This window comes from Candidatus Nitrosopumilus sp. (assembly GCF_965263415.1).
Lineage (GTDB): Archaea > Thermoproteota > Nitrososphaeria > Nitrososphaerales > Nitrosopumilaceae > Nitrosopumilus.
Map to the genome: position 1 here is coordinate 550,022 of NZ_OZ253671.1, position 12,237 is coordinate 562,258.

15 protein-coding genes are annotated in these 12,237 nt (G+C 35.9%); 12 read left to right on the forward strand and 3 right to left on the reverse strand.

Annotated features, from left to right (window positions below; genetic code table 11):
* Nucleotides 1-2: 2 nt before the first annotated feature.
* Nucleotides 3-644, forward strand: coding sequence for a nitroreductase family protein (locus ACQY22_RS03860; protein ID WP_428325220.1), 642 nt, complete (start codon nucleotides 3-5; stop codon nucleotides 642-644).
* 2 nt (nucleotides 645-646) lie between these two features.
* Here the strand turns inward: ACQY22_RS03860 and ACQY22_RS03865 are convergent, their stop codons facing one another.
* A complete protein-coding gene (locus ACQY22_RS03865) occupies nucleotides 647-1,639 on the reverse strand; it encodes a GAF domain-containing protein (RefSeq protein ID WP_428325221.1) in 993 nt (330 codons plus the stop codon).
* A gap of 153 nt (nucleotides 1,640-1,792) precedes the next feature.
* Between ACQY22_RS03865 and ACQY22_RS03870 the strand changes: the two genes are divergently transcribed.
* From ACQY22_RS03870 to ACQY22_RS03880, 3 genes are read left to right on the forward strand one after another with little or no spacing between them, the layout of a single operon-like run.
* Nucleotides 1,793-1,933, forward strand: coding sequence for a hypothetical protein (locus tag ACQY22_RS03870; RefSeq protein WP_428325222.1), 141 nt, complete (start codon nucleotides 1,793-1,795; stop codon nucleotides 1,931-1,933).
* A complete protein-coding gene (locus ACQY22_RS03875; protein ID WP_428325223.1) occupies nucleotides 1,930-2,706 on the forward strand; it encodes a hypothetical protein in 777 nt (258 codons plus the stop codon). The genes ACQY22_RS03870 and ACQY22_RS03875 overlap by 4 nt, the downstream gene beginning before the upstream one ends.
* A gap of 54 nt (nucleotides 2,707-2,760) precedes the next feature.
* On the forward strand, nucleotides 2,761-2,925 hold the full coding sequence (locus ACQY22_RS03880; RefSeq protein WP_428325224.1) for a hypothetical protein: 165 nt from the start codon (nucleotides 2,761-2,763) through the stop codon (nucleotides 2,923-2,925).
* Between the two features lie 16 nt (nucleotides 2,926-2,941).
* On the opposite strand, the gene ACQY22_RS03885 is transcribed toward ACQY22_RS03880, so the two are convergent.
* Nucleotides 2,942-5,041, reverse strand: coding sequence for a V-type ATP synthase subunit I (locus tag ACQY22_RS03885; RefSeq protein ID WP_428325225.1), 2,100 nt, complete (start codon nucleotides 5,039-5,041; stop codon nucleotides 2,942-2,944).
* 89 nt (nucleotides 5,042-5,130) lie between these two features.
* Here ACQY22_RS03885 and ACQY22_RS03890 point away from each other — a divergent pair, with 89 nt between their 5' ends.
* The 6 genes from ACQY22_RS03890 to ACQY22_RS03915 are packed head-to-tail and all read left to right on the forward strand — an operon-like array spanning nucleotide 5,131 to nucleotide 10,015.
* Nucleotides 5,131-5,727: a V-type ATP synthase subunit E gene (locus tag ACQY22_RS03890; RefSeq protein WP_428325226.1), complete on the forward strand. Its 597-nt coding sequence runs from the start codon at nucleotides 5,131-5,133 to the stop codon at nucleotides 5,725-5,727.
* 1 nt (nucleotide 5,728) lies between these two features.
* Entirely contained in the window at nucleotides 5,729-7,507 is a 1,779-nt protein-coding gene (locus tag ACQY22_RS03895) for a V-type ATP synthase subunit A (RefSeq protein WP_428325227.1), read from the forward strand.
* Nucleotides 7,504-8,889, forward strand: a complete 1,386-nt coding sequence (locus ACQY22_RS03900; RefSeq protein WP_428325228.1) for a V-type ATP synthase subunit B — start codon at nucleotides 7,504-7,506, stop codon at nucleotides 8,887-8,889. The genes ACQY22_RS03895 and ACQY22_RS03900 overlap by 4 nt, the downstream gene beginning before the upstream one ends.
* Nucleotides 8,890-8,893: 4 nt before the next feature.
* Complete coding sequence (locus ACQY22_RS03905; protein WP_012216071.1) at nucleotides 8,894-9,523, forward strand: V-type ATP synthase subunit D; 630 nt, start codon at nucleotides 8,894-8,896, stop codon at nucleotides 9,521-9,523.
* A gap of 2 nt (nucleotides 9,524-9,525) precedes the next feature.
* Nucleotides 9,526-9,657 carry a hypothetical protein gene (locus ACQY22_RS03910; protein ID WP_428325229.1) on the forward strand — a complete coding sequence of 44 codons (132 nt, stop codon included), beginning with the start codon at nucleotides 9,526-9,528 and terminating at the stop codon, nucleotides 9,655-9,657.
* 49 nt (nucleotides 9,658-9,706) lie between these two features.
* Nucleotides 9,707-10,015, forward strand: a complete 309-nt coding sequence (locus ACQY22_RS03915; RefSeq protein ID WP_428325230.1) for an ATP synthase subunit C — start codon at nucleotides 9,707-9,709, stop codon at nucleotides 10,013-10,015.
* A 35-nt stretch (nucleotides 10,016-10,050) separates the two neighbouring features.
* Here the strand turns inward: ACQY22_RS03915 and pyrI are convergent, their stop codons facing one another.
* Nucleotides 10,051-10,512, reverse strand: a complete 462-nt coding sequence (gene pyrI / locus ACQY22_RS03920) for an aspartate carbamoyltransferase regulatory subunit (RefSeq protein ID WP_428325231.1) — start codon at nucleotides 10,510-10,512, stop codon at nucleotides 10,051-10,053.
* A gap of 41 nt (nucleotides 10,513-10,553) precedes the next feature.
* Between pyrI and pyrB the strand changes: the two genes are divergently transcribed.
* Together pyrB and ACQY22_RS03930 are read left to right on the forward strand one after the other, a co-directional pair.
* Nucleotides 10,554-11,483: an aspartate carbamoyltransferase gene (gene pyrB, locus ACQY22_RS03925; RefSeq protein ID WP_428325232.1), complete on the forward strand. Its 930-nt coding sequence runs from the start codon at nucleotides 10,554-10,556 to the stop codon at nucleotides 11,481-11,483.
* Nucleotides 11,484-11,524: 41 nt separating this feature from the next.
* Nucleotides 11,525-12,235, forward strand: coding sequence for an LON peptidase substrate-binding domain-containing protein (locus ACQY22_RS03930; RefSeq protein ID WP_428325233.1), 711 nt, complete (start codon nucleotides 11,525-11,527; stop codon nucleotides 12,233-12,235).
* Nucleotides 12,236-12,237 lie beyond the last annotated feature (2 nt).

Genomic DNA, 12,237 nt, shown 5'->3' on the forward strand with positions numbered 1-12,237 from the left:
CTTTGCAAAAACCAATTAATGTTGCAAAATCAATCAAAGTTATGGATACTTTTGATGCAATCAAAGAACGTCGTTCAGTAAAGCACTATGATCCAAATCATAAACTCTCTGAAGATGAAATTGAGAAATTAATGTCTCTGGCAGTTTTATCTCCAACTTCATTTAACATGCAAAACTGGAGATTTGTTTTGGTAAAAGACCCTGAAATACGAAAGAAGATTCGTACTGCATCATGGGATCAAGCTCAGGTAACAGATTCTTCATTACTATTGGTAATTTGTGCTGATTTGAAATCTTGGAAAAAAGAACCTGCACAATACTGGAAGGATGCTCCAAAAGAAGCTCGTGACTTTTTGGTTCCTGCAATGGGAATGTTTTATGAAGGAAAAGAGCAATTGCAAAGAGATGAGGCAATGAGGTCTTGTGGAATTGCAGCTCAGACCATAATGCTTGCTGCCAAATCTATGGGATATGACTCAAATCCTATGATAGGGTTTGATCCAGAAAAAGTTGGACAACTAATCAAGTTACCAGAAGATCATGTGATAACTATGATGATGGCAATTGGAAAGCAAGTCAAACCTGCTATGCCTCGAGGTGGGCAACTTCCATTAGACAAAGTTGTTTTTACTGATAGATTCTAAATTTATTCAGAAAGAAAATCTTTTGTTTCAAAAAATCCTGTTAATTCCTTTGATATTTGGTCTGAAAACATGCCTAAAATCTCAAAATCTGAAGGCGAGAACTGTTTTTTACTAAACAATGCAAGTACTGCAACTACTTTTCTGTTGTACATCAAAGGATAACCTGCAAATGATTTGAGTTTCTCTTTTTTTGCCCAATCATGATATTTTATTCGTGGATCATGTATGACATCATTTGAAACAATTGGTTTTTTCGTAGTAACTATTGCTCCTATCTTCAACGATTTTATTGGAACCTTGGAAAATTCGCCTTTCACGTTTTTGTATTTTCCTGCACTAAATCGTAAAATTAATGATTTCTCAGATTTATCCACAAACCAAACTCTCGCAAATGTTGCATCAAAATATTTTACAAGACTTTCTACTATCGATTGAAGTCTTTCATTTAATGTATCATATTTTTTTATTTGTTGAAGTATCTTCAAAGCTTGAAGCTTCTTTTCATTAATGTGCTCTTGATCAAAAATAGTATATGGCGTATTTTTGACTAAATTTGATTCATAAGATCTATAATCTGATATCAATTCAGAAAATTTGTTCAAGAAATTGTTTGTCTCTAAATCAAATTGTTCTATAGAATCAAAAATAAAATGACAAATCCAATCAAAATCCCCATTTAATCTGCTGGAATATGTGCAAAAATGTGATTCATTAACATATTCTGTAAGTCTGTTGATTAACTCTGGTGTGTCTTTAGTAAATTTGAATTTCAAAACTATTGTACGATTAACTTTTTCTGAAATTAACTCTGGATTCAGTGTAACAGAATAGCCTACAACTGTTTTGTTTTTTTCTAATCTTTGTAATCTGTGTCTTATTCCTCTATCTGTGATATGGTAATTCATATTTTGTAAAATCTTTGTAATGTCTTTAGATGATTTTCTAGCATTCTTTCCTAATTCTGTTAGAATGATTTTATCAATCTCATCTACCATGAATCAAATGCCGATTGCTATTAATTATGATTTTCCAATCTGGACATATTATACCTAATTCATATAATTGAACTTGTTTTTTTGTCCAATCTGGACATTTCTGGAAAAATATTTTTCCGTGAAAAATATATCCATTCTTGTGTATACTATATCATGATTTCAAGTAAAAACTGTCTGAAATGTGGTTCACAAAATATTACCTTTGATGATGATAAATTCTCTTGTGGAAATTGTGGATTATCTTTTTGTAGCTTTACGATGGCAAAAAATATGGGAGATGTAATTAAGGAATGAATATACTTCGTGTTTCATTAATAGTTAGTTTTACTATTCTATTTTCAGTAATTGTTGTAGATGATGCTTTTGGAACTTATAGAGAATCAAGAGATACTGTTAAAATTAGTCAAACAAATGAATATGCAAACTATGTTCATTTTCAACCAGAATGGAAGAGCTATCCTAGAAATCTAATCGTTGATGTTACAACTACATGGGAACGTGAAATAGTTCCTGGAGATGAAGAACAATCTGACATTACTAAACATGGTGCAAAACAAAGACAAAATGGACTTCAGTATGTTAATAGTAAACCCGTAGTTGCAGTACAATATGATTATAGAGATTGCGAATCTCAGTGGTTCCATTATGCAAAGACTGGTCTTGATTTTATTGGATACAGTCTAAATTTCTTTGAAGAAGAATCTTCTATTCCTAATTCTGCTTATTCAGATGAATCTCAAAAACAAAAACTCCAAAACGGATTTGCACAATTTGTTCCAATTTGTACCTCCAAAGAATCAACAAACTACGAGTACACAGTATCTGTTAATGATGATACTATAGGATTTGATGTGTATTTTGTACCATCTCGTGTTCAACAATGGTACTATTTCATGTATCCTGAAAACTTTGAGTATTATTCTAATGATGGATGTTATGCAAACAACTTCCAAAAATTCTCAGGAGAATGTAGTGGGGTTGATAAGAATGGTGGGTTGCTAATTGTAGTTCCTGATGAATTGTCAAGACCTATGACAAAGATTTCTGTTAATATGATAGAAACATAACCAGATTTAGGAAATTCCTGACAGTCTTTTATGTTAGAAAATCTCTAAAAGTTCATGGGCTTTCTAAAGAAACTCAAAGACACTGCAGAATCTGGTGTTGAAAAAGGAACTGACCTTGGCAAGAAAGGTGTTGAGAAAGGTGCAGAACTTGGAACCAAAGGATATGAAGGAACAAAAGATGCTGCTAAAAAGGGACACGATAAAGCTAAAGGCGACTAGATTCTTTTTTTAAATTTTATTTCTTTTTCCAAATGAATTGGTTGTAAATCAATTCTGGTCTAACTTGTCTGAATGGTTGTGCACCACCATCATACCATTTTGTAAAGTATTCGTACAAATGCAATCTGAGTGACTGGATATACACAATCAATCCCTCAATCATCATAATTCCCAAGTTACCTCCAATAATCATTGCCCATGCACCAACTGATTCTGTACCTCCAAGTGAACTAAATGCATTATTTACTGTCAGTAACAGTGCTGCATGCACCAGTAACATAATTCCAAGTCTGGCATAACTAATTGTGTGAGCTAAACTTTCTACTGTCTTGCCAAGGAATACTTCCATTACGACATTTGCAGCCGAACCTCCATCTTCAGGATGTTTCTTTGCATGCATTATGCCTCCAACCATCATCATTGCCATAGATGCAATTACAATTACTACTGCAATTCTTGTAATAATCCAAACTTGTGCCCATTCTCCTAGGAATATTGTAACCCATGGAACAGCTTCTGTGTGTACTTTGGAATACATGTTCATTACGTCATATTGTGAACCAATTGCACACATCATGATAACTACAATACCGCCATAGAGTGTGATGTTTGGAATTGCTTCCAAGTACATGACAATCTTGTGACCTTCTTTAGCTAATCTTCTAATTCTGAGAATCATTGCCCAAACAAGGTGGATAATTCCAATGAATAATGACACTTTGAGAATATTGATTACTTGTTCAAATGTTAATTCTGCAACACTGAGAATACCTACAATGAAACTTACTGAATGCAGCGCTCCTCCTTCTTCTAACAATCCTTCTAATGGTCCCATATGATCAAGGTGATAACCAAACGCTTCTCCTGCACCAACACCTGCAATAGCAGCTGAGGCACCAGAAATAGCAATCAACATTCCCCATCTGGAGAGATTACCTTGTCCTTTGAATTTGAATAGCAATCCCATTCCCATCAATAACAAACCGTGACCCAAATCTGCAAACATTAATCCGTAGAAAATTGGCCACATTAGGGCAATCATCGGTGTAGGATCTGCTTCTCCTTTTCTTGGAATTCCTTGACTTTCTGTAATTACTTCAAAAGTTCTAACGAATTTTTTATTATCAAATAATGTAGGAATTTGCTCTTTGTGTTTAGGATCAGTAATTTCTTCAGTTAATGAAGTCCATTGATCTGTAATGCTCTTGAATTTCTCTTCCATCTTGCTTGGGATGAATCCTTGAATGAGTGCAAAGTGTTTAGTTCCACCTGGCTTTCTCAAAGTCTCAAGAACATCTTTTGCAACAAGTGCTTCTTCATGTAATACTAGGATATCACGTCTAATGCTCTTCTTAATTCCTGCAATCTGTTTTGTAATTTGTGCCTGTTTTGCTGTAAGTTCTTTTAGTTTTGTCTCAGCAGTGGCATATGCCTCTGATGGAATCTGTGACATGCCATCTGGGATGGAAAATGGATTTGCATTGAATCCTCTAAGTACCTTGAGTGCTTTCTCAGAATCATCTATTCCACAAATTACCAAGATTGCGGCTTTTTCTTTACTTTCTAAATCATATTTGTAAAATGTAATACCTTCTAATGCTCTGCTAATTTCTTCAAAGTCTCCAGAATCTATCACAAAGAGATTTGTGTAGAAATACTTCATCAATCCAAATCCTGAAAGATCAATGTTGAGTTTTTTTGCAACTTCCAAAGTCTCTTTTAGTGAACGATACTCTTCAATTCCTCGTTTTGTGTCTGCCTCTTCTTCTAGAAGTTTTGCAGGTTCATCAATTATTGATGGAGTCCTCTTTTTGAGATCCTCTACCATGTCCTCAATTTCTCCAATCTCGTAATCCTTCTTTTTGATGATGGTTCCTTTGAACAAAATCTCTAGAATTCCTACAGTTGGTGGGACTCCTAGTCCTTTTACTACATCATCAATTGATTGGTAGGTTTTTTGTGCCTCTAAGAGAAGATCATCGATTTCTGGTGTGACTAAGTCATTTTCAGTATCGATTTTGTGAAACCATTCAAATTCTGTTAATCTGGAAACTGCACTTGGAGACTCGCTTCTTGGTAAAATTACACTTCCAAGTTTTAGATCGGCTACTACCAAGATAATCCAACGGTAATTCCTTTGATTTTAATATCTTTCTGAATTGCAATTCCCAAACATTAAAATCTATTACGGATTTACGCGACTCATTGGCAAATTCTGCTTTAGAAACCACTATTAGCAAAATTCTTGAACAAACTGAAAAATCAGTCATTTCCAATGTTGAATCTGCTCTAAATGAATCTCTCAAAACCCTTGATGATTCTGTTCCTAAACTTGAACAAGAATTTGATAAAATTATTGCAGATGGAAAGAAAGAAGCCGATAAAATTGAAAAACAGATTATGGGAAGTGCCGATATTGAGGCTAGAAACAAGCAATTAATGGCATTAGAAGATGCAGTCGGCAAAGTATTCTCAAAAGCACTTGAACAAATTGCAAATGCTGATCGCAGTGGTGATTATTCTAATTTAATTAAAACAATGATTGAAGAAGCAACCCAAATTTTGGGAACTTCAGAAATTACAATTACTACAAATGCAAAAGACAAAGACGTAGTTCAATCAACTTTATCTCAATTCTCTGGAGCTGAAATGTCTTCTGACACAATTGATTGTCTTGGTGGAATTGTTGTAAAATCAAAAGATGGTGCAATGACATTTGACAATACTATCGATGCAAGAATTGAACGTCTGAAGCCTTTAATAAGGAAAGAGATTGCATCCAAATTCGGGGTAGGAGAATAAGATGGCAGCTCAAGGTAGAATTGTTTGGGTAAGTGGACCTGCAGTTAGAGCAGACGGTATGTCTGAAGCAAAAATGTATGAAACTGTAACTGTAGGAGATTCAAAATTAGTCGGTGAAGTAATTAGATTAACCGGAGATGTAGCATTCATTCAAGTTTACGAATCAACCAGTGGATTAAAACCAGGTGAACCAGTAATTGGTACCGGAAACCCACTTAGCGTTTTGTTAGGTCCTGGAATTATTGGACAACTCTATGATGGAATTCAAAGACCACTAAGAGCATTATCCGAAGCTTCTGGTTCCTTTATCGGAAGAGGTATTACAACTACTCCAGTTGACATGACCAAAAAGTATCACTTTGTTCCAACAGTTAGTAATGGCGATGAAGTAGCAGCAGGAAATGTCATTGGCACTGTCCAAGAAACTGATCTTATTGAGCACTCTATTATGGTTCCACCAGACCACAAAGGTGGAAAAATTGCAAACATTGTATCCGAAGGAGATTATGATTTAGAAACTGTATTAGCAACAACTGAGGGCGAAGGTGAAACTATCGAACTCAAAATGTATCACAGATGGCCTGTAAGAAAACCACGTCCATACAAGAACAGATACGATCCAACCGTTCCACTACTTACTGGACAACGTGTAATTGACACATTCTTCCCAATTGCAAAGGGAGGAACAGGTTCAATCCCAGGAGCATTTGGAACAGGAAAGACAGTTACACTTCACCAAATTGCAAAATGGGCAAATTCCCAAGTTGTAGTTTACATCGGTTGTGGTGAGAGAGGAAACGAAATGACAGAAGTACTTGTCGAGTTCCCACATCTCAAAGACCCACGTAGTGGAAAACCACTCATGGACAGAACAGTCCTTGTTGCAAATACAAGTAACATGCCAGTAGCAGCAAGAGAAGCAAGTATCTACACTGGTGTAACAATTGCAGAATATTACAGAGATATGGGTAAAGATGTTGTACTTGTAGCAGATTCAACAAGTAGATGGGCAGAAGCACTCAGAGAGATGAGTGGTAGATTAGAAGAGATGCCAGCAGAAGAAGGTTATCCATCATATCTTGCATCAAGATTAGCAGAATTTTATGAAAGAGCAGGTCGTGTTAGAGCAGCAGGAAGTCCAGACCGTGATGGTTCTGTAACTTTGATTGGTGCTGTTTCACCATCTGGTGGTGACTTTACAGAACCAGTTACAACTCACACCATGAGATTTATCAAAACATTCTGGGCTTTGGATGCAAAGCTAGCATACTCTAGACACTACCCATCAATTAACTGGATGAACAGCTACTCTGGTTATCTTGCAGACATTGCAAAGTGGTGGGGAGAAAACATCAGCGAAGACTGGTTAAGTCTTAGAAGTGAAGTTTATGGTGTCTTACAAAGAGAAGATACACTCAAAGAAATTGTTAGACTCTTAGGACCTGAAGCACTTCCAGATGAAGAAAAATTAATTCTTGAAGTTGCAAGAATGGTAAAGATTGGTCTCTTACAACAAAACTCATTTGATGATGTTGACACTTATTGTAGCCCAGAAAAACAATACAAACTAATGAAATTACTAGTTGACTTTTACAAGAAAGGTCAGCAAGCAATCAAGGAAGGAACACCTCTTGCAGATATCCGTGCAATGAAAAGTATTACTTCATTACTCAAAGCAAGAATGGATATCAAAGATGATGAGATGCCAAAACTTGATCAACTAGATTCAGATATGCAAGAAGAATTCAAATCAATTACAGGAGTGAAAGTATCAAATTGACAGCAGAAGGCGGAGTTCAATACAGTAAGATTGCAGAAATCAAAGGTCCTCTAGTTATTGTAGATGACGTTGAGAATGCAGCATTTGACGAATTAGTTGAAGTTGAAACTAGAGATGGGGAAAGAAGATTAGGTAAAGTTCTTGAAGTTGGAAACGGTAAAGCAATCGTCCAAGTTTTCGAGGGAACTACCGGATTATCAATTGCCGCAACAAACGCAAAGTTTGTAGGCAAAGTTATGGAAATGCCAGTTTCAAGAGAAGTACTTGGTAGAGTCTTTGATGGTTTAGGTAGACCAAAAGACGGACTTCCAGATCCTATTGCTGATAAATTTATTGACATTAACGGTGAACCAATGAACCCAGAACAACGTGAATATCCAAAAGATTTCATTCAAACTGGTGTATCTGTAATTGATGGAATGATTACTCTAGTTAGAGGCCAAAAACTTCCAATCTTTTCAGGTTCTGGTATGTCACATAACCTCTTAGCAGCTCAAATTGCAAGACAAGCAAGTGTAATTGGTACACAAGATGATTTCGCTGTAGTCTTTGCAGCAATCGGTGTGCAATACAGTGAAGCAGAATATTTCAGAAGAAGTCTTGAAGAATCTGGCGCTCTAAAAAGAAGTGTTCTTTTCTTAAACACAGCAGATGATCCTGCAATTGAGAGAATTATTACTCCTCGTGTTGCATTAACAGTTGCTGAATATTTGGCATTTGAATTAGGAATGCACGTTCTTGTAATTCTTACAGATATGACAAACTATGCAGAAGCACTCAGAGAGATTAGTGCAGCAAGAGAAGAAGTACCTGGAAGAAAAGGTTATCCTGGTTATCTTTACACTGACCTTTCAACAATTTATGAAAGAGCAGGAAAACTAAACGGAAAGAAAGGAAGTGTTACACAAGTTCCAATCTTGTCAATGCCTTCTGATGACATTACTCACCCAATTCCTGATCTTACTGGTTACATTACAGAAGGACAAATTGTACTTGGTAGAGACTTGTTCAGACAAGGAGTATATCCTCCAGTAAACATCCTGATGAGTCTCTCAAGACTGATGAAAGACGGTATTGGTGAAGGAAGTACCAGAGCAGATCATGGTGAAATTTCAAATCAAGTTTATGATGCATACTCTAGAGCACAGGAAGTCAGAGCACTTGCAGGAATTGTAGGTAAAGCAGGACTTACTGAAATTGATTTGAAATACATGGATGTCGGTGATGTCTTTGAAAATGAGTTCCTCACCCAAGCAACTGATGAGAATAGAACTATTGAAGAAACACTAGGTATCTTATGGAAGATTGTATCCAAACTACCAAAGAACGAAATTACAAAAATCAAAGACAAGTACGTAGATCAATATTACAAGGAAGAGTAGCAAAATGTCGTTTGGACAAAATGTTGCTGCTACAAAAATTGAACTTTTCAAATACAAAAAATCTAGTCAAGTAGCCGTAATGGTGCAGAAAATTCTAGATGACAAGCGTAAAGTCCTTCTAAAAAACATTGAAGAGATGATTGAAGAAGCCTCAAAAGCTAGAGGTGGAATCTGGGAGCCACTCCAAGACATCTACAGTTCTGTAAACGAAGCATACTTGGCATTAGGTTCTTCAACTGTAGACTCTGTTGCCGAATCCACTCCTTCTGTTATGGAAGTAGACGTTAATGTCAGAAGAGTAGTTGATGTAAAAATTCCTGCACTATCTGTCACTGAAAAAGATACAAAATCAATGCCATACGGCTTTGCTGATACAAACTCTTCAATTGATAGAGCAGCAAAACAGATCAAAGAACTATTACCAAAAATCTGTAAAGCTGCAGAATATGAAAATTCAATTTTCAGTCTTGCAAAAGCATTGGAAAAGACTCAGAAATTACTTAACGCACTTGAGAATGTCATTATTCCTCAATATCAACAAAAAGTAAGATTCATCATTGCTACTCTTGAGGAAAGAGAAAGAGAAGAATTCGCAAAGTTAAAAAAAGTCAAGGCTAAGATGGAGAGTAGATAATAATGGGAAAAGAAGAAATCAAAAAAATAATTGAAGATTCTAAAAGATCACTAGAAAGCGAACATGAAAATTTTGCAAAGTCTGTTAAAGACGATCTAAGTTCTTTCAAAAAGAAAGCACTAGAAAAAGTATAATCCAATCTCACCATGATTTAAATATGGACTTTGAGGAGGCACAACATCCATGAAAACTATAGTCTTGTTACTTATGGCAGCAGCTGTAATTTCTATTTCAGGATCTACTAGTCTTGCTTATGCAGCAGAAGGTGACGCAGCAGGAAGTTCAGACTCATTGAAAATTCTCGGTGCTGGTCTAGCATTCGGTCTTGCAGCATTTGGTGCTGGTATCGGTCTTGGTCAAGTAGGTGCAGCAGGTCTTGCAGTCATTAGTGAGAACCCAGCTTTACAATCTAAGGTGTTCATCTTCGTAGGTATGGTCGAATCAATCGCAATCTACGGTATAGTCATGATGTTTATCATCTTAGGACAATAGTCCTAAACAACATATTTTTCAATTTTTAAAATTTTTTAATTATATTTTAGCTGGTTTACATCCAGTACTCTTGCGCAATACCTGCACTTGAGAACAGTTCCTTCCTTGTCAATTACATCCATAATTGACTCTATGTGCTCAGTACTATTTGTAATGCAATCTGGATTTGAGCATCGAAATATCTTGTCAATCTCATTTGGTAGTGACACTCTTCTCTTTTCTACCAACTTGTAGTCTTTTATCATGTTGATAGTAGCTTTAGGTGCAATTACTGCAATCTTGTTTGTGTCATCGTCTTTTAGAAACTTGTTTTCAACTTTGATGATGTCTTTTTTCTTAAATTTTCCACTTGGAACATTCAATGCTATGGTAATTAGACTGCCATCTTTACCGTCAATTCTCAAAGCATTGATTACCTGAAGACCCTTACCTTCATCAATATGGTCAATTACAGTGCCTTCTTTGATTCGTCGAACCATAAGTTCGGACTGTTCCATCAGAATACTTTGTATACCCACCTGTATATATCATTGAGAGAATGAACGAGTTCTACCAAAAAGACATAATCTCAATTAAGGACTTTAGCAAGGATCAACTCGAAAAAGTCTTTGCGTCTACTGACAAAATTATGCAGTTGAATCCCTCTGATAGGAGAGAAATCTGTAAGGGAAAGACATTGGCATATCTGTTCTATGAACCAAGTACTAGAACTCGTCTAAGTTTTGATTCTGCAATGGCTTCCATTGGAGGAAACTCTTTAGGAATTGCTGATACAAATTCCTCATCAACTCAGAAAGGTGAGAGCTTGGCTGATACTGTTAAAATGATGTCGATTTATTCTGATGTCCTAGTTTTACGCCATACATTAGATGGCTCTAGTAGATTTGCAGCTGAAGTTTCAGACAAACCTGTAATCAATGCTGGCAGTGGAACCGAAGAACATCCAACTCAAGCAATTCAGGATTTGTTTACAATTAAAAAAGAAAAGAAAAAGATTGATGGACTAAAAATTGGAATTGTTGGTGATCTAAAGTATGGCAGAACAGTTTACTCTTTGCTATATGGACTTGGAAACTATGATGTTGATGTTCGATTAATTTCTCCAGAATCACTAAGAATTAGATCTGATTCTACTTATGAAATCAAACAGAGATTAGACTATACTGAATCTACAAACATTGAAGATCACATTGATGACTTGGATGTTCTTTATGTGACAAGAATTCAAAAAGAGAGATTCCCTGATGAAGAAGAATATCTCAAAGTAAAGGGCAGCTATGTTGTTGGATTAGACTTGCTAAAACAAATGAAAGAAGATAGCATAATTTTGCATCCTCTTCCAAGAATTGATGAAATCTCAACTGATATTGACAAAACCAAGAATGCAAAATACTTTGAGCAAGCTGAATACGGAAAACACACTCGTGCTGCATTATTGGGCTTGACATTAAACGAAAACGGATTTTAGAATCCGTATTCCATATATCTAGAGACGTTTCATCATGGTTATTGGCTGAAACTAAAGTTATTCCGATTTTTCCTCTAGACTTGGTATTATTCCCAAGACAAGAACTCCCTTTGAGAATTTTTGAGCCTCGCTACAAGCAGCTAGTTGATGACTGTATGTTAGGTGATGGTCAGTTTGGTGTATGTCTAATTGATGAGACAAATTCTGTTAGTGGTTGGAATTCTCCAAAGACTGTAGGAACTATTGCTAAAATTACAAAATGTGAAGACGTTGAAATGGATGGACTGCAACTCCACATTGAAACACTTGGACGAAATTCATTTAAAATTAAAAAAATTATTTCACCTTCAATCCCTCAACCTGAAAACTATGATCCCCTTTCAGTTGAAGGCCATCAACAAATCTCTGAGATACATGAAAAAATTGGAACTGAAGCAAAGATGTACATTCAAGCTGAAGTTGAAATGATTCCTGAAATTGATGAGAACATTTCTCTTGAGCAATGGGAAAAACTAGTAGAGTTATGGAAAAAGAAGATTGTAAAACAAGCACTACCACAAGTAGTTGAACCACATTCATTGGATCATGTATTGGAGCAATATTATCTTACAACTGACACTCCTACAATTGATTACATTTACTCGCTTTCTGCACTTGGAGCAAAAGATCCTCATGACTTACAACCAATATTGGAGGCTACGACAATGCCTGAACTACTTCAAAAGGTTGAAGAACTACTCACAATAAAATAGCC

Coding starts and splice junctions, on each gene's coding strand:
- ACQY22_RS03865 (WP_428325221.1), bottom strand. CDS start 1,639: ATGGTAGATGAGATTGATAAAATCATTCTAACAGAATTAGGAAAGAAT.
- ACQY22_RS03880 (WP_428325224.1), top strand. CDS start 2,761: ATGGGCTTTCTAAAGAAACTCAAAGACACTGCAGAATCTGGTGTTGAA.
- pyrB (WP_428325232.1), top strand. CDS start 10,554: ATGAACGAGTTCTACCAAAAAGACATAATCTCAATTAAGGACTTTAGC.
- ACQY22_RS03905 (WP_012216071.1), top strand. CDS start 8,894: ATGTCGTTTGGACAAAATGTTGCTGCTACAAAAATTGAACTTTTCAAA.
- ACQY22_RS03915 (WP_428325230.1), top strand. CDS start 9,707: ATGAAAACTATAGTCTTGTTACTTATGGCAGCAGCTGTAATTTCTATT.
- ACQY22_RS03875 (WP_428325223.1), top strand. CDS start 1,930: ATGAATATACTTCGTGTTTCATTAATAGTTAGTTTTACTATTCTATTT.
- ACQY22_RS03870 (WP_428325222.1), top strand. CDS start 1,793: ATGATTTCAAGTAAAAACTGTCTGAAATGTGGTTCACAAAATATTACC.
- pyrI (WP_428325231.1), bottom strand. CDS start 10,512: ATGGAACAGTCCGAACTTATGGTTCGACGAATCAAAGAAGGCACTGTA.
- ACQY22_RS03895 (WP_428325227.1), top strand. CDS start 5,729: ATGGCAGCTCAAGGTAGAATTGTTTGGGTAAGTGGACCTGCAGTTAGA.
- ACQY22_RS03910 (WP_428325229.1), top strand. CDS start 9,526: ATGGGAAAAGAAGAAATCAAAAAAATAATTGAAGATTCTAAAAGATCA.